Raw genomic sequence first — 20,799 nt, forward strand, 5'->3', positions numbered from 1 at the left:
TTGCCTTCGACGCACCGAATTGTTGGCCTTGTTTAAGCACAAGAATGTTGTGAAAGCGACCTGTATCTATTTGTCTTGGCTCGGGTGTCTTGAATAGATATGTGAGTGCCTTTGTGGAGCAAGTCTGGCGATGTGGAGGGAATAGGCTAAAAAACGCAGTCCACCCTATCGAACAGAACAATAAACCACAGGAGCCAGCCATGAATGCAGCCAACCGCGGAGTTGTCTATAAGGGGCCGGGTGAGGTCGCCGTAGAGTCCATCGCTTATCCTGAGCTCGCCCTCGGCAATCGCAAATGCGAGCACGGCGTGATTCTCAAAGTCGTCACCACCAATATCTGTGGCAGCGACCAGCATATGGTACGCGGCCGCACCACCGCGCAACCGGGCCTGGTGCTCGGCCACGAAATCACCGGCTTGGTGATTGAAACTGGCCGCGACGTCGAGTTTGTCAAGCCGGGCGACTTGGTCTCGGTGCCGTTCAATATTGCCTGTGGCCGCTGCCGCAACTGCAAGGAAGGCCGCACCGGTATCTGTCTCAACGTCAATCCATCCCGCCCTGGCGCCGCCTATGGCTATGTGGATATGGGCGGCTGGGTCGGCGGCCAGACCGAATACGTGATGGTTCCCTATGCAGACTTTAACCTGCTGAAGTTCCCGGACGCCGATCAGGCCATGGAGAAGATCAAGGATCTGACCATGCTCTCCGATATCTTCCCTACCGGTTTCCACGGCTGCGTGACCGCCGGGGTCGGCCCGGGCAGCACCGTCTATATTGCCGGTGCTGGCCCCGTGGGGCTGGCGGCTGCGGTTTCTGCGCAGTTACTGGGCGCGGCCTGCGTGATCGTCGGCGATATGATCGAAGAGCGTCTGGCCCAGGCCCGCAGCTTTGGCTGCGAGACCATCGACCTGACCCAGGACGGCGACATGGCCGACAAGATCGAGGTGATTCTCGGCGAGCGTGAGGTCGATGCCTTTGTCGATTGCGTTGGTTTTGAGGCCCACGCCTGTGGCTGCAATCACGGCAAAGAAGCGCCTGCGACAGTGCTCAACTCGGCGATGTCGCTGACCCGCGCGGGTGGCCAGATCGGCATTCCAGGCCTATACGTGACCGAAGATCCCGGCGCGGAAGACGAGGCTGCCCAGCAGGGCGCCCTGAGCATGCGCTTTGGTCTCGGCTGGGCCAAGTCTCACAGTTTCCATACTGGGCAGTGCCCGGTGATGCAGTACCATCGCCCGCTGATGCAGGCTATCCTGTTCGGCAAGGTCAATATTGCTGATGCAGTCAATGTCCAGATGATTAGCCTGGATCAGGCGCCCCAGGGCTATGCCGACTTCGATGGCGGTGCGGCCAAGAAATTCGTCATTGATCCCCACGGCAGCGTGACCTAAGCACTTATTAACTCAGCCACTTATTAACTCAGCCACTTAGTAACTCAGCAACACTGAGAAACAGCGCTAACGCCTGCTTGACGGTGGGATAGTAAGAGAGACAGTACAAGAGATAGTCCTAGAGATAGTCCTAGAGATAGTTTGAGACAGCACGACCCTAGACGGCGCCCCGCGGGGTGCCGTTTTTGTTCATTCGGCATAAAGCTGATCAAGATAATAATGAGTAACCCATGACCGTCCAGACCGTGATCCCCAAGCGCCGCTTCCGCGGCAAGCCCCGCGGCCGTGAACTCGACCCCCATCTTCTTGAGGCGTTGCGTGAGCTGCTGGGTGACGAACGCCAGGACGCCACGCTGCGCCGCCGCGACCTACTGATTGAACACCTGCATGTTATTCAGGATACCCGTGGCCATCTGCTGCTGGCGGACCTGCGTGCCCTGGCGGCCTACATGAACCTGCCCATGGCCGCGGTTTACGAGACCGCCACCTTCTACGCTCACTTCGATGTCATTCACGACGACCAGCTGCCGCCGCCGGCACCGGCAGTGACCATCCGCATTTGCGACTCCCTAACCTGCCAGTTGGCCGGTGCCGAGGCGCTTAAAGCGCAGCTGGAAGCGAGCGTGGATATCGAACAGGTGCGGGTGCTGCGAGCCCCCTGCATGGGCCGCTGCGACACGGCGCCGGTGGCTGAGGTAGGGCATTATCATGTGCTGTTCGCTACTCAAGAGCGCATTGAATCTGTCGTCCAAAACGGGCATTTTCACCCCGCTACCGTCGACTGGCAGCGACTGGACGGCTACCGCCACGAGGGCGGTTTCGCGCTGCTCCAGGCCTGCCACAACGGCGAGGTCACGGTGGAAGCGCTCATGGAGGCGATGCAGCAGGCCAATCTGCGCGGTTTGGGCGGCGCGGGCTTTCCCACCTTCAAAAAATGGTATTTCGTGCGCCAGGAGGCCGGCCCCCGTTACTGCGCTATCAATGCCGACGAGGGCGAGCCCGGTACTTTCAAGGATCGCTATTACCTGGAAAATTCGCCGCACCAGTTTCTTGAAGGTGCCTTGGTCAGCGCTTGGGCGGTAGAGGCCGAGGCGCTGTATATCTATCTGCGCGATGAGTACCCGGCGTTACATGGCGTACTGCGCGAGGCCATTGGCGAACTGGAGGCTGCCGGCCTGGTGGCGCCGGGTTACATCGTGCTGCGGCGCGGCGCGGGCGCCTATATCTGTGGCGAAGAGTCGGCGATGATCGAATCTTTGGAAGGCAAGCCGGGCAAACCCCGCCATCGCCCGCCGTTTGTGGCCCAGAAAGGACTCTTTGATCAGCCGACGCTGGTCAATAACGTCGAGACCGTCTACTGGATTCCCATGATCTGGCAGCGCGGCGCTGAGGCTTTCTCCAGCCAGGGTCGCCAAGGCCGCGTAGGGTTACGCAGTTTCTCGGTCTCGGGTCGGGTCAAGCAGCCCGGTGTGTATTTGGCGCCCGCGGGGATAACACTACAGGAATTAATTGACGAGTATTGCGACGGCATGGCCGACGGCCACCGCTTGGCGGCCTACCTGCCCGGCGGCGCCTCCGGCGGCATTCTGCCTGCTGCCAAGGCCGATATCCCCCTCGATTTCGATACCCTTCAGGAGCACGGCTGCTTTATCGGCTCCGCCGCGGTGATCGTGCTTTCCGATCAGGATGATCTGCGCGGCGTCGCGACCAACCTGCTGGCCTTTTTTGCCGATGAGTCCTGTGGTCAATGCACGCCCTGCCGGGTGGGCACGGAAAAAATGCTCACACTGCTCGAGCGCAGTGAGTGGGACGCTGGGCTGATGACACAGCTCTCCCAGGTGATGATCGACGCCTCCATTTGTGGGCTTGGCCAAGCGGCACCTAACCCGGTGCTCGGGCTGCTCAAGGATTTCCGCGGCGAACTGGCCGCCCAGAATGTCATCGTCAAGGGGTAAGGGAGATGAACATGAGCGTAAACCACAGCTTAGACGAGCGCTTTACCCTGACGCTGGATGGCGTTGAGGTGAGTGCAAGCCCCGGTGAAAGCCTCTGGCAGGTGGCCAAGCGCGCCGGCGAGACCATTCCCCACCTGTGCTTCAAGGACGCCAGTGGCTACCGCGCCGACGGCAACTGCCGTGCCTGCATGGTGGAAATCGAGGGCGAGCGTGCCCTGGCCGCCAGCTGTCTACGCCAGGCGACACCGGGTATGGTGGTTAATAGCGCAAACTCTGAACGCGCGCACACGGCCCGCAAGATGGTCATGGAGATGCTGCTGGTCGACCAGCCAGAGCGGGAGGAGAGCCCCGACAGCGGCAGCCACTTCTGGGCCATGGCCGATCAGTTGGCCATTGATGCCACGGCGGCGCGCCATAAACTACCCCGGCGAGACGAGCGTGAGACGGCTACCGTGCACCATGTCGCCTCGCGAACGGATAGCCTGGCGCAAGACAGCAGCCACTCTGCCATGCGCGTCAACCTTGACGCCTGCATCGAGTGCAACCTGTGCGTGCGCGCCTGTCGCGACGTACAGGTCAACGACGTCATCGGCTTGGCCCACCGCGGTGCGGCCTCGAAGATCGTGTTTGATTTCGACGACCCCATGGGCGAGAGCACCTGCGTGGCCTGTGGCGAGTGCGTTCAGGCCTGCCCCACCGGCGCTCTGATGCCCGCTACCCTGGTCGACAAAGAGGGACGCGGCGACTCTACCGTGGCCGACCGCCAGGTCGACTCGGTGTGCCCCTACTGCGGAGTGGGCTGCCAGCTCACCTATCATATCAAGGACGACGAGATCCTTTATGTGGAAGGCCGCGACGGCCCCTCTAACCAGAACCGGCTGTGTGTCAAAGGGCGCTTCGGCTATGACTATCCGCGGCATCCATCTCGGCTTATCGCTCCGCTGATTCGTCGCGAGGGGGTCGCTAAAGGTCTCGACCCGGACTTCGACCCCGCCCAGCCTCTGACCCATTTCCGCGAGGCGAGCTGGGATGAGGCCCTGGCGTTTGCCGCCAGCGGGCTTATCGACCTTAAAGCGACTTATGGTCCTGACGCTCTGGCGGGGTTCGGCAGCGCCAAGTGCTCCAATGAAGAGGCGTGGCTATTCCAGAAACTGGTACGTACGGGGTTTGGCTCCAACCACGTGGATCACTGCACCCGTTTGTGCCACGCAAGCTCGGTGGCGGCGCTGATGGAGTGCATCGGCTCCGGCGCCGTGACCGCCTCCTTTATGCAGGCCGAACAGGCCGACGTGGTGATCCTTATCGGCTGCAACCCGGCGGTCAATCATCCCGTGGCGGCCACCTTTTTCAAGCAGGCCGCCAAACGCGGTACCAAACTGCTGATCCTCGACCCCCGCGGTCAAGCCCTGGATGCCTACGCCCACCAGAGCGTACGCTTCTCGCCGGGGTCCGATGTGGCGCTGTTCAACGCCATGCTCAACGTGATCATCAGCGAAGAACTTTATGACACGACCTATATTGCCGAGCATACCGAGGGCTTCGAGGCCCTTAAAATGCATACGGTAGATATGACGCCCGAAGCGATGAGCGGCCTGTGTGGTGTTGAGCCCGATACCATCCGCGAAGTGGCGCGGCTGTATGCCAACGCCGAGCGGGCGATGATCTTCTGGGGCATGGGTATTTCCCAGCATACGCACGGCACCGACAACGCGCGTGGCCTGATCTCGCTGGCGCTGGCCTGCGGCCAGACCGGGCGCCCCGGCACCGGCCTGCACCCTTTGCGGGGGCAGAACAACGTCCAGGGGGCCTCCGATGCGGGCATGATCCCCATGGTGATGCCGGACTACCAGCCGGTCAGCGATAGCCAGGTACGTGCGGCGTTTGAAGAGCTGTGGAACACCAAACTGGATCCCACGCCGGGCCTCACCGTGGTGGAAATCATGGATGCCATCGCCGCCGGTACCATCCGCGGCATGCTTATCCAGGGCGAAAACCCGGCCATGTCCGACCCGGACCTGGACCATGCCCGGGCCGCCTTGGCGAAGCTGGAACATCTGGTGGTACAGGATCTGTTTGTCACCGAGACCGCCCAGTTCGCCGATGTCATCCTGCCTGCCTCCGCGTGGCCTGAGAAGAACGGCACCGTTACCAACACCAATCGTCAGGTGCAGATGGGGCGTGCGGCGGTACCGCTACCCGGCCAGGCCAAGCCTGACTGGTGGATTACCCAGGAAATCGCCAAGCGTTTCGGCCTGGACTGGAACTACCAGCACCCGCGAGACGTTTTTGCCGAGATGAAGCAAGGGATGGCTTCGCTGGACCATATTTCCTGGGAGCGTCTGGAACGCGAGCAGTCGGTGACCTATCCCTGCTCGGCGGATGATGCGCCGGGGGCCGATGTGGTCTTCAGCGATGCTTTCCCCACGGCCAGTGGCCGGGCGAAGTTCTCGCCCACGCGGCCACTGCCCCCGGATGAACCGGTCGATAGCGACTACCCAACGGTACTCACCACCGGGCGCCAGTTGGAACACTGGCATACCGGCTCCATGACCCGCCGTGCCAAGGTGCTCGATGATCTGGAGCCGGAAGCAGTGGCAAGCCTGGGGCCTGCTGAGTTTATCCGGCTGGGGATGGCGCCGGGCGATGAGCTGACGATCGCCACCCGGCGAGGATCGATTACCCTCAAAGCGAGGACGGATCCGGGCATGCCCGAGGGCATGGTGTTCGTGCCCTTCTGTTACGGGGAAGCAGCGGCAAACCTGTTAACCAATTCAGCGCTGGATCCTTACGGCAAGATACCGGAGTTCAAGTATGCCGCCTGCCGGTTGAGCCGCTCGGACGTGGCCTGATCGGTAGCACCGCCCCGGCCCCGCCCATGGAGTGTTCCTCCATGGGCGCTTTCATATCACGTCGTTAAAAAATTGCTTCCATAGCCGACTTCCCACACCTGCGGCATGTTGATATTCAACGCTAATTGTCCCCACCAAAATTGCGATGCGCCACACGCAACCCGTATGGTTCTTAACAAGCATTAGGAAAAAAATATAAATCAATAAGGTTCCAAGGGGGCGTTTAAGGGGTGTGTTCGATCGTGCACTTACCTTGACGCAACGGGGCTTTAACCGGGGAATGTCCATGAACGAGACCCTTGCAGACGCTGGGGTGGAGACGGCAGCGACGACAGAGACGTCGTCGTGTTTTGCCCGCTTCGTCAATGTTCAAAAGAGTTATGACGGTGTCGAGTTGGTCGTCAAGGATTTCAGCCTTGACATCCGCAAGGGTGAATTCGTCACCCTGCTGGGTCCTTCGGGCTCTGGTAAGACCACTTGCCTGATGATGATGGCAGGCTTCGAAACGCCCACCCACGGCGAAATTCTCCTCAAGGACGAGCCGATCAGCGGCTTGCCGCCGCACAAGCGCGGTATCGGCATGGTGTTCCAGAACTATGCGCTGTTCCCGCACATGACGGTGGCCGAGAACCTCGCCTTCCCGCTCGAAGTACGCCATCTAAACAAAGCACAGATCAAAGAGAAAGTGGATAAGGCACTGGCCATGGTGCGCCTGGAAGAGTTTGGCGACCGCCGGCCGGCGCAGCTCTCCGGTGGTCAGCAGCAGCGCGTGGCGTTGGCTCGGGCGCTGGTCTTTGAGCCTGAGCTGGTGCTGATGGATGAGCCGCTGGGCGCGCTGGACAAGAATCTGCGTGAAGAGATGCAGTACGAGATAAAGCGCATTCACGCCCGCCTTGGGGTGACCATGATCTATGTCACCCACGATCAGACCGAAGCACTGACCATGTCGGACCGCATTGCGGTCTTCAACGACGGTATTGTGCAGCAGTTAGCCTCGCCGGATGAACTCTACGAGCGGCCGGAGAATGCGTTCGTCGCTTATTTTATCGGCGAAAACAATCGCCTGCAGGGCGAGGTTTGTGAGCATCTCGGTGACGACTGCAAAGTACGCCTCGATAGCGGCGACACGGTGATTGCCAAACCGGTAGCGGTGGGTGGGGTGGGCTCGCGAACGACGCTGTCACTGCGGCCCGAGCGGGTCAGCATCCTGCGTGGGGATGCTGCGGAGCAGTTCGATAATCAATTTACCGCCACCGTGCAGGAGGTCATCTACCTTGGCGACCACCTGCGTACGCGGGTTGCGGTGTGCGGTAACGATGATTTCATCCTCAAGACGCCCAATGCCCAAGGCGTTGGCGTTATGCGCCCTGGCCAGCAAATTCAGGTCGGCTGGTCGAGTGCCGATTGCCGCGCGCTGGATGCCTGAGTCGGACGGCAGTCGAAATCGCCGTATCGCGGCATCCCATGGTGTCGGCGGCAAGTGTCACATAACCGGAGAATCTCTATGAAGACCATTATTCGCAAACGCGTACTCAAGGCAGGCATCGCTGTCGTGGGGCTGTCGTCACTCGCCGTGGCGGTCAGTGCTCATGCCCAGCAGACGCTGAACATTGTTTCCTGGGGCGGTGCTTATAGCATGAGCCAGCACGAGGCTTACGATAAGCCGTGGATGGAGAAGACTGGCGACGAAATCGTCAATATCGACCGCAGCGGGAACGCGCTAGCCGGTCTGCGCGCTCAGTCCCAGGCTGGCAACGTGACCTGGGATCTGGTCGACATGCTTCCTGCCGATGCCATGATCGCCTGCGCTGAAGGGCTGATTGAACCTCTTGATCACGATGAGCTGCTGGCTGACGCCCCGGATGGTACGCCGCCCAGTGAGGACTTCGTCGACGGTGCTTTGGGCGACTGCTTCGTGGCATCCATCGTCTATTCCAATATCGTCGCCTTTAATAGCGATATGTTTCCCGAAGACGATCAGCCCAGCACCATCGAGGATGTCTTCGATCTGGAAAACTATCCCGGTAAGCGGGCCTTGCTGCGCAAGCCGATCAATAATATGGAGTGGGCCTTGATTGCCGATGGTGTCGATCGTGAGGAGGTCTACGCCATGCTTGAGACCGAAGAAGGCGTGCAGCGTGCCTTCGACAAGCTCGATACCATCAAAGACGAGGTCATCTGGTGGGAGGAGGGCGCCCAGCCGCCGCAGCTACTGGCCGATCAGGAAGTCGCTTTCGCCTCTGCTTATAATGGCCGGATCTTCAATGCCATGGTCACTGAAGACCAACCCTTCGAGATTATCTGGGATGCTCAGGTGTTCGAGCTGGACGGCTGGGTCGTACCCACCGGCAAGCTCGACAAGGTAAAGGATTACCTCCATTTCGCCACCGATACCCAGCGACTCGCCGATCAGGCCCAGTACATCTCCTATGGCCCGGCACGCCTGTCTTCCTCTGAGTTGGTTTCCACCCATGCCGAAACCGGTATGGAGATGACGCCGCACATGCCGACCCACGAGCCCAACTTCGCAACGGCGCTGCAGAAAGACGACCTGTTCTGGGCCGACTACAACGATGAGCTGACCCAGCGCTTCAACGCCTGGCTGTCCCGGTAAGGTTCTGCCGCCGCCCGTTGAAAATCGGGTGGCGGCATGTCGATAGCCGATCGTTACTGATCGCTTCTTTCGCCTGATGGAGAGACCAACGTGTCTGAATCTCCTGCAGCTCCCTTGAGAACGGCCGATGGTGTGCCGCTCAAGGTTAGTTTGCGTCGTACCGTGCGACGCTCGAAAATCAAGGCGCTGTTGCTGGTCGCGCCACTGCTCATATTTCTGTTCATCGCCTTCTTGATGCCATTGTTCGAAATGCTGTGGCGCAGTGTCGATAACCCTGAAGTGTCCACTCATCTATCGCGTACCGTTTCAGCGCTGGAAGGCTGGAACGGTGAGTCATTACCCGATGAAGCCGCCTTTGCGGCCTTGGCCGAGGATCTCCGCGAAGGCCAGCAGGAACGCAACCTGGGCCTGTTGTCTAGCCGACTAAACTATGAGAAGTCGGGCATGCGCTCCACCATCAGTCGCACGGCGCGGCGTGTCGATACATTGGAGCCGCCCTATCGCGCGTCTCTCATTGAGGTCAATGACACCTGGGGAGAGCTCGATACGTGGAAGCTGATCCAGCGTGAGGCGTCCCCCTATACGATTTCGTATTACCTAGCAGCGGTCGACCTCCAGTTGAGCCCGGACGGCGAGATCGTCAAGGTGCCGGAGCACATGCGAATCCACGCCACCCTGTTCTGGCGAACGCTGTGGATGAGTGCTGTTATCACCGGCCTGACGCTGTTGCTCGGTTATCCGGTCGCCTTCCTGCTGGCGAGCCTGCCGGCGCGTCACTCCAACTTGCTGATGATCCTGGTACTGCTGCCGTTCTGGACCTCGCTGCTGGTGCGTACCACCACCTGGATCGCCATCCTGCAATCCCAAGGCGTGCTCAATGATGTGATGGTGGCATTGGGCCTGATTGCCGACGAGGCGCGTTGGCAGATGATCCACAACAAGCTGGGCACCATCATCGCCATGACGCACATCCTGTTGCCTTTTATGATCCTGCCGCTCTACTCGGTGATGAAGACCATCCCGCCCAGCTACATGCGTGCGGCACGCTCACTGGGGGGCAAGCCGTTTCTTAGTTTTCGCCGGGTCTACTTCCCGCTGACGATTCCGGGCATTGCCGCCGGCGGCATTCTGGTGTTCATCCTGTCGATCGGCTACTACATCACACCGGCGCTGGTGGGCGGGCAGTCGGGGCGCTTCATTACCAACTACATCGCTTACCATATGCAGACATCGCTCAACTGGGGCCTGGCGGCTGCGATCGCCTCAATTTTGCTGTTCGTGGTGATTATCTGCTATCTGGTATTCAATCGCCTGATTGGCGTCGACAAGGTCAAGCTGGGGTAAACAATGACCATTCCTTCCTACGCCACCCGTGGCGAGCGCATCTGGCACTACGTATTCCTGGGTATCTGCGGCCTGGTCTTTTTGTTCCTGATTGGGCCGCTGCTGGTGATCATTCCGCTGTCGTTCAATGCCGAGCCCTACTTCACTTTCAGCAAGGCGATGCTGTCCTTCGACCCGGCCGGCTACTCACTGCGCTGGTATCAGGACTTCTTTACCTCGAGTGAATGGCTCAATGCCATCAAGAACAGCTTTATCATCGGTATCGCCTCCACCTTTCTGGCCACGGTGCTGGGGACGGTGGCGGCGCTGGGATTGTCGAGTCGGCATATGCCGGCGCGCGGCGCGATCATGGCGCTGCTGATCTCGCCGATGGTCGTGCCGCTAATCATCTCGGCAGCGGCGATGTTCTTCTTCTTTTCCAAGGTCAACCTCGCCCAGACCTACGTGGGCGTGATTCTGGCCCATACGGCGCTGGGCATTCCTTTCGTGATCATCACCGTGACCGCTACGCTATCGAGTTTCGATACCACGCTGATTCGTGCAGCGCACAGCCTGGGTGCCAACCCCACGCGGACCTTCTTCAAGGTGGTGCTGCCGTTGGTCACGCCGGGGGTGGTCTCGGGGGCACTGTTCGCCTTCATTACGTCCTTCGACGAGGTGGTGGTGGTGCTGTTCATTGCAGGCCCTGAGCAGCGCACCATGCCGATCCAGATGTGGTCGGGCATTCGCGAGCAGATCAGCCCGACGATCCTCGCCGTGGCCACCATGCTGGTGCTGCTCTCGATGCTGCTGCTCACCACCCTTGAACTGCTACGCCGCCGGGGCGAACGGCTGCGGGGGCTCTCGCCCGGCTGAGCAAAAAAGGGGAGGCTAAGCCTCCCCTGTATGCAGCTGGTTGGGTCGCTATTCCTGCAAACCTCACCCTTGGGCTAGATGTAGCGTCGGTTTGTCGTAGCCTAAGTTCTCCAGCATACGAGCGGCGTACCAGTCGATAAAGTCGATAACACCGAACTCATAGGTCTCGGAGTAGGGGCCGGGTTGGTAGGCCTTGGAATTGATGCCACGCTGGTTCTCTTCGGCAAGCTGGCGGTCCTGGTCGTTGGTCGCATCCCATACGCGGCGAAGCTTTTCGGGGTCGTAGTCAACGCCTTCCACGGCATCCTTGTGCACCAGCCATTTGGTGGTCACCACGGTTTGCTGTGGGCCAAGCGGGAGTATGCGGAACACTACCGCGTGATCGCCCATGAAATGGTTCCATGAGTTGGGCAGATGCAGAATGCGCAGGGATCCCATGTCGGGGTTAGGTAAGCGTCCCATCAGCTTTTTGCAGCCTGGTTTGCCATCCATCGTCATCGACACAATGCCATCCAACATAGGCGTTCGGGTCATGCGATTACGTTTGCCAAAGCGCTTCAACTGATAGGGGACCTGGTCGTAATCCCAATCTCCTTGCTTGCGAGCCACCAGCGCCTTATAGGCAGGCGTTGCGCGGGGGTCGTCGGTGTCGTCAAACTCTTGCAGTGAGTTAAGCAGCTCAGGGTGAGCGCCATTGCAGTGATAGCACTCGCGATTGTTTTCGATCACCAGCTTCCAGTTGGCCTGCTCGACGATGCTGGACTCTACCGCGACCTTGACGTTGTCCATCTGGTACGGTTCAAGATAATGCTCAAGCGTTGTCAGAAACTCGTCAATGGCGGGCGGTTCGTCGCTCAGGTTGATAAAGATGAAGCCGCCTGCTGAGCGAACGCTGACCGGCTTTAGCCCAAATTGATCGAGGTTGAAGTTAGTACCCATATCGCTGCCGGCAAACAGCAAACGGCCGTCAAGCTCGTAGGTCCACTGGTGATACGGGCAAACAAGCTTAGCAACCTTGCCCTTATCCTTTGTGCAAAGGCGCGAACCGCGGTGGCGGCAGACATTGTGAAACGCATGAATCGTGCCTTCACTGCCGCGTACGATGACAATGGGATTATCCCCCACCTCCAATGTCATGTAGTTACCTTTAGCGGGGATTTCGCACGTCATGCCTGCGAAGAGCCACTCTTTCTCGAAAACCTCCTGCATATCAAGCGCGAACAGACGAGCGTCGTTATAAAACGGCTGCGGAAGCGAAAAGGTACGCCCTCTCTCCTGCAACATCTGGGCCGTTGAATCACGAGCCGCAGCGAGTGGATCGTCCATTATGTAAGAAACACTTTTTTCCATACCAGTATCCTCGTGAACCTCCGCTTCCCCCTCAAGGGCTGCGATACGGCCGTTAGTCAAGATTGCGTGTCTTGTTGTTCTGTTATGTAACCTGGCGTTTTATTTACATGTGACCTGATGTCCATGACAGATTGTGTTGCAGGCGCTTGCCTGCCAGTTATCTACCCGCGACATCAGATGGCGTCGTGGCGACTAAAAAAGCGGTTTCTAAACAATAAAGAGTGGCACGAGGTAAGTACGCGTCGTTGTCAGGTAAGTCGACTAGTGGGTGCATCCTCAAAATGCTGTGCAAAGGTACTGGCCGTGTAACCAATACGGTTCGGTGATGCATAGTGATGAAGGCTGGTCAGGCAGAGGCGATAATGACAACTAATTTCTTTAATCCGGTCACGACCCAAACCTGGACCAACGGCCGTCACCAGGTACGTTGCGTTAAGGTAATCCAAGAAACCCAGGATGTACGCACGTTCTGTTTTATGGCTGAACAGCCTGTGCTGTTCTTCTTCAAGCCCGGTCAGTTCGTAACCCTGGAGCTTGAGATTGATAATCAGCCGATCATGCGCTCCTATACGATTTCCAGTTCGCCCTCCATCCCCTACAGCTTTTCGATCACCGTCAAAAAGATTCCGGACGGCAAGGTATCCAATTGGCTGCATGCCAATATAAAGGTGGGCGACGAGCTAGTCGTGCACGGGCCGGTAGGTAACTTTAACTCTATCGATTACCCTGCTGAGAAAGTGCTGTTCCTGTCTGGCGGTGTGGGTATTACGCCGTTGATGTCGATGACCCGCTGGCTTTTCGATACCAACGCTGCCGTCGACGTTGAATTTATACACAGCTCCCGTGCCCCGCGCGATGTGATTTATCACCGTGAGCTGGTGCATATGTTTTCGCGTATCCCCGAATTCAAGCTGCATATCATCTGCGAGAGCAAGGAGGATATTGGCGAGGCCTGGGCCGGCTACCGTGGTTACCTCACCAAGCCGTTGTTCGAGCTGATGGTGCCGGACTTTATGGAGCGGGAGATATTTTGTTGCGGCCCTACACCCTACATGGAAGCTATCAAGCGCATCCTGCGTAGTAACAACTTTGATATGAACCACTACCACGAAGAGTCGTTTGGCGCTACGCCGAGCGATGTTCGTGAGGATGTTCGTGAGCTGGCCGAGCAAGCAGAAGTCGACGCCGAAAATGTCGATACCAGTGAATTGCACAGCATCGAATTCGCGTCGTCAGGAAAAAGTGTGCGTATCCAGCCCGGTGAGACGGTTCATGCGGCGGCGGCGAAGCTTGGGCTGCATATTCCCAAGGCCTGCGGCATGGGGATCTGTGGTACCTGTCGCGTAGAACTCAAGTCGGGTGAGGTGGAGATGGAGCACAACGGTGGTATCACGGATGAAGATGTCGAAGAAGGCTACATTCTGTCGTGCTGCAGCCGACCTAAAGGGAATCTGGTGGTAGATTTCTAGCGCTGGCAGTCGTTTTTAATACCGTCGTTTTCAATAGCGTTAGTAAAAGCGCCCTTTATGGCTATTGTCGTAAAGGGCGCTTTGGCTTTATTCGGCATCAATGATGATCTATTTCTCGGCGCCGTCTGCGATGAAGTCGGCTAAATATTGCCGATGTCGCAAATACATCGAGTGGTGACGTCGGCAAGCATCTTGGGCCCGGATACCAACGATAGTATCGCGGTATAAACGCGTTGATAGAGGCTTTGGTTGATAGCGACCTGGGTTTATCAGCATTAAAGAGTATGTCCAGCACTTAATAAAAAAGTGTCTAATGAGGAGGCGGTAATGCTTCAAAATAATTTTTCCCCCAACGCCCGCTTGGCCAATTATGACACTTTGCTTGCCGACGCAATTGCAGAAGAAACGGTTCGCCAAGAAGCGCATATTGAGCTGATCGCCTCCGAAAACTATACCAGCAAACTTGTCATGGAAGCGCAGGGTACCCAGCTGACCAACAAGTATGCAGAAGGCTATCCCGGTCGTCGTTACTACGGCGGCTGTGAGTTTGTGGATAAGGTGGAAGCCTTGGCCATTGAGCGCGCCTGTAACCTGTTTAGTGCCAACTATGCCAACGTGCAGCCGCATTCCGGCGCCCAGGCCAATGCCGCCGTCTTCATGGCGCTGGTTAAGCCTGGCGATACAATACTGGGTATGAGCCTTGCCCACGGCGGCCACTTAACCCATGGCGCCGCCCCCAACTTTTCGGGCAAGCACTACAACGCCGTACAGTACGGCCTCAAGCCGGAAACCGGTGAGATCGATTACGAAGAAGTGGAGCGCCTGGCTCGCGAGCACCAGCCGAAGATGATCATCGCCGGGTTCTCGGCCTACTCTCGCGTGGTGGACTGGCGGCGTTTCCGTACCATCGCTGATGAAGTAGGCGCCTACTTGATGGTCGATATGGCCCACGTCGCCGGCTTGGTTGCAGCAGGCCTCTACCCAAGCCCGCTGCCTTTCGCCCATGTAGTGACCACCACGACCCACAAAACGCTGCGTGGTCCTCGGGGTGGTTTGATTCTTTCCGCCGATGGCGACGAGACGCTCTACAAGAAGCTTAATGGTGCCGTCTTCCCCGGCCAGCAGGGTGGCCCGCTGATGCACGTGATCGCCGCTAAGGCCGTGGCGTTCAAGGAGGCCATGAACCAGGAGTTTGTGCGCTACCAGCAGCAGGTCATTGATAACGCCCGGGCGATGGCCAATGTCTTCGTTGAGCGCGGCTATGACGTGGTGTCTGGCGGTACCGACGACCACCTCTTTCTGGTCTCGCTTATCCGCCAGGGTATCACCGGTAAGGATGCGGATGCGGCGCTGGGCCGCGCACATATCACGGTCAATAAAAACACCGTGCCCAACGACCCCCAAAGCCCCTTTGTGACGTCTGGCCTGCGTATTGGGACCCCAGCGGTCACCACGCGCGGCTTTGATGCCCCGGAGTGTAGCGATCTGGCGGGATGGATTTGCGACATCCTGGACGAGTTGGCCGCAGGCAAAGACACCGCCGCCATTGAAGCTGACGTGCAGGCCAAAGTGACCGATGTGTGTGCTCGGCACCCTGTCTACGCTGAACCGGTTGCTGAAACCGTCGAATCCATTGCTTGAGAGGAGGCCCCTATGCAACGTTATTCCGGCTTCGGCCTAGTCAAGCACGCGCTAAGTCACCATGAGAACTGGCAGCGCCAGTGGCGCAACCCCACGCCCAAGAAACAGTACGATGTGATCATCGTTGGTGGTGGCGGCCACGGCTTGGCCACGGCCTACTACTTGGCGAAAGAGTTCGGCATCAAGAACGTGGCGGTGATTGAGAAGGGATGGCTGGGCGGCGGCAACACCGCCCGTAATACGACTATCGTGCGATCCAACTACCTTTGGGATGAGTCGGCAGCGCTCTACGAACACTCCATGAAGCTGTGGGAAGGGCTTTCCCAGGACCTTAATTACAACGTCATGTTTTCCCAACGAGGGGTGCTCAACGTAGGGCATACCCTGCAGGATATGCGCGATATCCAGCGTCGCGTCAACGCCAACCGCCTGAACGGCATTGATGGCGAAGTGCTGGACGCCAAGGGTGTGCAGGAGCTGGTGCCGATCATGGACTGCTCCAAGAACGCTCGTTACCCGGTGATGGGTGCCTCCTGGCAGCCGCGCGCGGGGGTGGCTCGCCACGACGCGGTAGCCTGGGGCTATGCCCGCGGTGCTGATGCCCACGGGGTGGATATTCTACAGCAGACCGAAGTCACCGGCTTTAAGATCCGTGACGGTCAGATCTATGGTGTACACACCAACCGTGGCGACATTGAGGCCAAGACCGTGGGCTGCGTGGCCGCTGGTAACTCCAGCGTGCTGGCCAAGATGGGCGGCTTTAAGTTGCCGCTGGAGTCCCATCCGCTGCAGGCCCTGGTTTCCGAGCCGATCAAGCCGATTCTCGATACCGTTGTGATGTCGAATCATGTGCATGGCTACATCAGCCAGTCCGACAAGGGCGACCTGGTGATCGGCGCGGGCATCGACGGCTATAACGGCTATGGTCAGCGGGGTAGCTACCCCACCGTGGAGCACACGCTCCAGGCCATCGTCGAGATGTTCCCGATCTTCTCTCGAGTGCGCATGAACCGTCAGTGGGGGGGCATCGTCGATACCTGCCCGGATGCCTGTCCGATCATGTCCAAGACGCCGGTAAAAGGCCTGTACTTCAACTGTGGTTGGGGCACCGGCGGCTTCAAGGCGACGCCGGGATCGGGGCATGTGTTTGCTGCCAGCCTGGCCAAGGGTGAGATGCACCCCATTGCCGAGCCGTTCTCCATGTTCCGCTTCCATAGCGGTGCGCTGATTGATGAGCACGGCGCTGCCGGCGTGGCTCACTAGGGTTTGTAAGAGAGGAGTATCCGCATGTTCTATATCTACTGCCCCTACTGCGGTGAACACCGTGAAGAAGAGGAGTTTCACCCCAAGGGCCAGGCGCATATTGAGCGACCAAAAGAGCCCGAGGCGTGCAGTGACGAAGAGTGGGGTAACTACCTATTTTTCCGCGACAACCCCCGTGGCGTGCACCATGAAATGTGGGTGCACGCGGTGGGTTGCCGTAAGTTCTTCAATATGACGCGTCACACCGTGAGCTACGAAATTCTCGAGACCTACAAAATGGGCGAGCAGCCGTCGATTACCGCCGACAGCCAGAATCCTCCTCGCGAGACCGTCCCGGTTAGTCATCCAGAGGGAGTGCGGGCATGAGCCAGTCCAAGCAGCACAAACAGCAAGCGTACCGCCTTAACACCGGCGGGCGTATCGATCGCTCCCGCACCCTGAGCTTTACCTTTAACGGCCAGCATTACCAAGGGCACCCAGGGGATACTCTGGCCTCCGCGCTACTGGCTAACGGCGTGGATATCATTAACCGCAGCTTCAAGTACTCACGGCCCAGAGGCATCGTCGCCGCTGGCGCCGAAGAGCCCAATGCCATCGTTCAGCTGGGCAACAGCGAAGCGGCCCAGGTGCCTAACGTGCGCGCCACCCAGCAAGCGTTGTTCAACGACCTAACCGCCTGTAGCACCAACGGCTGGCCGAACGTACAACGCGACCTGATGGGCTTGGTTGGCAAACTGGGTGGGCAGTTCATGCCACCAGGTTTCTACTACAAGACCTTTATGGCCCCGGCGTCGATGTGGCTGACCTACGAAAAGTATATTCGCAAGGCGGCGGGTTTGGGGCGCAGCCCCATGGAAGCCGACCCGGACAGCTATGATCACTTCAATCAGCACTGCGATGTGCTGGTCGTCGGCGCAGGCGCCGCGGGTTTGGCGGCGGCGCTGGCCGCGGCGCGCAGCGGTGCCCGGGTAATCGTTGCCGATGAGCAGGAAGAGATGGGTGGCTCACTGCTGGATAGCCGCGAAACCCTGGGTGACAAGCCAGCCGACCAGTGGGCTGCACGGGTGCTTGAGGAGTTGGCCGGGTGCGAGAACGTTACACTGCTGCCACGCACCACCGCCAACGGTTATCACGACCACAATTTCGTTACTCTGCACGAACGCCGCACCGAGCATCTGGGCGATACGGCGCCGGTGGAAAATGGCCATCGTCAGGTGCGCTCCCGTCTGCACCGAGTGCGCGCCGGCCAGGTGATTCTAGCCACGGGCGCCCACGAGCGGCCGCTGGTGTATGCGGCCAACGACGTGCCAGGCAATCTATTGGCTGGCGCTGTGTCGACGTACATCCGCCGCTATGGTGTGGCGCCGGGCCGTAAGCTGGTGCTTTCTACCAGCAACGACTACGGCTATCGCGCCGCTCTGGACTGGAAAGAGGCCGGTTGCGACGTCGTCGCTATCGTGGACGCACGTGAGGCGCCCGCTGGTGATTGGGTTGATACTGCTCGCGCCCAGGGCATCAAGATCATTAGTGGCAGTGCCGTTATAGAGGCGAAGGGATCCAGCCGGGTTAGCGCTGCACGGGTCGCCAAAATCGATATCGACGCCTTCCAGGTGAGTGGCCCGATTCAAGAACTGGCCTGCGATACCATAGCAAGCTCTGGCGGTTACAGCCCGGTGATTCACCTGGCGTCCCATACCGGGGCGCGGCCTGCCTGGCGTGACGATATTCTCGGCTTTGTGCCGGGGCTGGTGAAGGGCGTTCAGGCGTGCGGCGGCGCTAATGGCACCTATGCATTGGGTGATGTGCTCGCCGAGGGTGTCGAGGCGGGCATCAGGGCGGCAGCAGCCACGGATCATACTGCTCAGGCGGTCAGCCTGCCGAGTACCGACTACCTTCAGCAGGGGCCCGCGGTGGCACTGTTTCAGGTGCCCCATGAGAAGCCAACGCTGCGCGGACCAAAGCAGTTCGTCGACCTGCAGAACGACGTCACTGCAGCGGGCATTGAGCTGGCGACCCGGGAAGGCTTTGAGTCCATCGAGCACATCAAGCGCTATACCGCGATGGGCTTTGGTACGGACCAGGGTAAGCTGGGCAATATTAACGGTATGGCGGTTGCCGCCCGCTGCCTGAGCCGTTCGATTCCTGAGGTGGGCACCACGGTGTTCCGTCCCAACTACACCCCGGTCACTTTCGGTGCCATCGTGGGTCGTCACTGTCGTGACTTGTTCGATCCCGCACGCTATACCGCTCTTCATCAGTGGCATGTCGAGCGCGGTGCCGAGTTCGAGGACGTCGGTCAGTGGAAACGCCCCTGGTACTATCCACAAAAACGCGCTGGGGCCGCCAATGGCGAACGCGAGAGTATGGCGGAGGCGGTTGCCCGCGAGTGCCTGGCAGTGCGCGAGAAGGTGGGGATCCTTGATGCCTCGACGCTTGGCAAGATCGATATTCAAGGGCCGGATGCGCGTGAGTTCCTGGCGCGGGTGTATACCAACAAGTGGGAAAAACTGGCCGTTGGCAGGTGCCGTTACGGCTTGATGTGCAAGGACGATGGCATGGTCACCGACGACGGTGTGACCAGTTGCCTCGCCGACAACCACTTCTTGATGACCACCACCACCGGTGGCGCGGCGGCCATCCTTGAGTGGCTGGAGTTGTGGCATCAGACCGAATGGCCGGAACTGGATGTGTACTTTTCATCGGTGACCGACCACTGGGCCACCATGACCATCACCGGCCCGGAAGCACGCAAGCTGCTCGGCGAGATCACGGATATAGACCTTGACCGCGATAGCTTTAAGTTCATGGACTGGCGCGCCGGGAAAGTGGCGGGGGTCCCTGCACGGGTCTTTCGCATCTCTTTTACCGGCGAGTTGACCTTCGAGATCAACGTGCAAGCCAACTACGCTATGCACGTGTGGCAGACCCTGTTCAAGCATGGCGAGACGTATGGCTTGACGCCCTATGGGACCGAAACCATGCACGTCCTGCGTGCTGAAAAGGGCTTTATTATCGTGGGCCAGGAAACCGACGGCTCGGTTACGCCGGAAGACTTGGGCATGCAGTGGGCGATCGGCTATGACAAGCCTTACTCCTGGATTGGCAAGCGAGCCCTGACCCGCCCGGACACCAAGCGCGAGAACCGTAAGCAACTGGTGGGGCTCAGGCCCAAGGACCCCAAGGTGGTTCTCGAAGAGGGGGCCCAGATCGTGCTTGATCCCAAGCATGCGATCCCCATGCCGATGGTGGGGCATGTGACCTCCAGCTACTACAGCCCGGTCCTGGATTCAGGGTTTGCGCTCGCGGTGGTCAAGGGCGGTCACCAGAAGCTGGGCGAGACTGTCTACCTGCCCATGGTGGACGGACAAACCCATGAAGCCGAAATCGTCAGCACTATTTTCTATGACCCCAAGGGAGAGCGCCAGAATGTCTAACGCGGCCACCTTCGATACCCGTACCGATACCGCTATCCCGGTAGAGTCCCCGTTAGCCTACAGCTATCGTCATAGCGGCGCGCCTCGCGCCGGTGACTCAAGTCGGCTTCAGCTGCGTGAGCGAGCGATGCTTGGACATCTGATTCTGCGCGGTGGCGCCATCGTTCTCGACGAGGCGGTGCGCGACGTGCTGGGGCTCAACCTGCCTGGTCAACCCCAGGCGCTGGTGCAGGATGCCAGCGGTGAGCGCTCCATTCAGTGGCTTTCCCCGGACGAGTGGTTAGTGATCGTGCCCGGTGGCGAAGAATTCCCGCTGGAGACGAAGCTGCGCGAGCATTTGGGCAGCGCCCACTTCGCGATCAGCGACGTCAGCGGTGGCCAGACCGTGTTAGAGCTTTCCGGCGAAGCGGCGCAAGAGCTTTTGATGAAAACGGTGATCTACGACGTGCACCCCAGCAATTTCCCAGTGGGTAAGGGGGTCACGACTATCTTCGCCAAGGCGACCACCATCATTCGCCGCCCCAGTGAAGAGCGCTGGGAGTTAGTGGTGCGGCGCAGCTTTGCCGACTACTGCTATCGCTGGTTACTGGATGCCGCGGCAGAGTATGGCGTTAACGTAGAACAATAAGCAGGC

At 59.2% G+C, this 20,799-nt stretch carries 14 protein-coding genes; 13 read left to right on the top strand and 1 reads right to left on the bottom strand.

What is annotated here, in order from left to right; translation table 11 throughout:
- Positions 1-200: 200 nt before the first annotated feature.
- The 7 genes from fdhA to HVA01_RS00580 all read left to right on the top strand — a co-directional run bounded on the left by fdhA (position 201) and on the right by HVA01_RS00580 (position 11,008).
- Positions 201-1,391, top strand: a complete 1,191-nt coding sequence (fdhA, locus tag HVA01_RS00550; RefSeq protein WP_146872525.1) for a formaldehyde dehydrogenase, glutathione-independent — start codon at positions 201-203, stop codon at positions 1,389-1,391.
- A 230-nt stretch (positions 1,392-1,621) separates the two neighbouring features.
- Positions 1,622-3,346 carry an NADH-ubiquinone oxidoreductase-F iron-sulfur binding region domain-containing protein gene (locus HVA01_RS00555; protein WP_146872526.1) on the top strand — a complete coding sequence of 575 codons (1,725 nt, stop codon included), beginning with the start codon at positions 1,622-1,624 and terminating at the stop codon, positions 3,344-3,346.
- Between the two features lie 11 nt (positions 3,347-3,357).
- The gene (fdhF, locus tag HVA01_RS00560) at positions 3,358-6,195 is read left to right on the top strand and encodes a formate dehydrogenase subunit alpha (protein WP_146872527.1); all 2,838 of its coding nucleotides are present in this window, start codon (positions 3,358-3,360) and stop codon (positions 6,193-6,195) included.
- 286 nt (positions 6,196-6,481) lie between these two features.
- Positions 6,482-7,621, top strand: coding sequence for an ABC transporter ATP-binding protein (locus HVA01_RS00565; protein WP_146872528.1), 1,140 nt, complete (start codon positions 6,482-6,484; stop codon positions 7,619-7,621).
- Between the two features lie 78 nt (positions 7,622-7,699).
- Positions 7,700-8,809: an extracellular solute-binding protein gene (locus tag HVA01_RS00570; protein ID WP_146872529.1), complete on the top strand. Its 1,110-nt coding sequence runs from the start codon at positions 7,700-7,702 to the stop codon at positions 8,807-8,809.
- A gap of 90 nt (positions 8,810-8,899) precedes the next feature.
- The gene (locus HVA01_RS00575; protein ID WP_170243443.1) at positions 8,900-10,153 is read left to right on the top strand and encodes an ABC transporter permease; all 1,254 of its coding nucleotides are present in this window, start codon (positions 8,900-8,902) and stop codon (positions 10,151-10,153) included.
- 3 nt (positions 10,154-10,156) lie between these two features.
- Positions 10,157-11,008, top strand: coding sequence for an ABC transporter permease (locus HVA01_RS00580; protein WP_146872530.1), 852 nt, complete (start codon positions 10,157-10,159; stop codon positions 11,006-11,008).
- 63 nt (positions 11,009-11,071) lie between these two features.
- Here HVA01_RS00580 and gbca read toward each other — a convergent pair whose 3' ends face one another.
- On the bottom strand, positions 11,072-12,358 hold the full coding sequence (gene gbca, locus HVA01_RS00585) for a glycine betaine monooxygenase oxygenase subunit (protein WP_146872531.1): 1,287 nt from the start codon (positions 12,356-12,358) through the stop codon (positions 11,072-11,074).
- Between the two features lie 362 nt (positions 12,359-12,720).
- Between gbca and gbcB the strand changes: the two genes are divergently transcribed.
- The 6 genes from gbcB to HVA01_RS17450 all read left to right on the top strand — a co-directional run bounded on the left by gbcB (position 12,721) and on the right by HVA01_RS17450 (position 20,793).
- Positions 12,721-13,827 carry a glycine betaine monooxygenase reductase subunit gene (gbcB, locus tag HVA01_RS00590; protein WP_146872532.1) on the top strand — a complete coding sequence of 369 codons (1,107 nt, stop codon included), beginning with the start codon at positions 12,721-12,723 and terminating at the stop codon, positions 13,825-13,827.
- A 327-nt stretch (positions 13,828-14,154) separates the two neighbouring features.
- The gene (gene glyA / locus HVA01_RS00595; protein WP_146872533.1) at positions 14,155-15,468 is read left to right on the top strand and encodes a serine hydroxymethyltransferase; all 1,314 of its coding nucleotides are present in this window, start codon (positions 14,155-14,157) and stop codon (positions 15,466-15,468) included.
- Positions 15,469-15,480: 12 nt separating this feature from the next.
- Positions 15,481-16,731, top strand: a complete 1,251-nt coding sequence (locus tag HVA01_RS00600; protein WP_146872534.1) for a sarcosine oxidase subunit beta family protein — start codon at positions 15,481-15,483, stop codon at positions 16,729-16,731.
- Positions 16,732-16,755: 24 nt separating this feature from the next.
- Positions 16,756-17,097, top strand: a complete 342-nt coding sequence (locus HVA01_RS00605) for a sarcosine oxidase subunit delta (RefSeq protein WP_146872535.1) — start codon at positions 16,756-16,758, stop codon at positions 17,095-17,097.
- On the top strand, positions 17,094-20,165 hold the full coding sequence (locus HVA01_RS00610; RefSeq protein ID WP_146872536.1) for a sarcosine oxidase subunit alpha family protein: 3,072 nt from the start codon (positions 17,094-17,096) through the stop codon (positions 20,163-20,165). The genes HVA01_RS00605 and HVA01_RS00610 overlap by 4 nt, the downstream gene beginning before the upstream one ends.
- A complete protein-coding gene (locus HVA01_RS17450) occupies positions 20,158-20,793 on the top strand; it encodes a sarcosine oxidase subunit gamma (RefSeq protein WP_146872537.1) in 636 nt (211 codons plus the stop codon). Before HVA01_RS00610 ends, HVA01_RS17450 begins: the two co-directional genes overlap by 8 nt.
- Positions 20,794-20,799 lie beyond the last annotated feature (6 nt).

Origin of the sequence: Halovibrio variabilis (genome assembly GCF_007991175.1) — a bacterium.
GTDB lineage: Bacteria > Pseudomonadota > Gammaproteobacteria > Pseudomonadales > Halomonadaceae > Vreelandella > Vreelandella variabilis.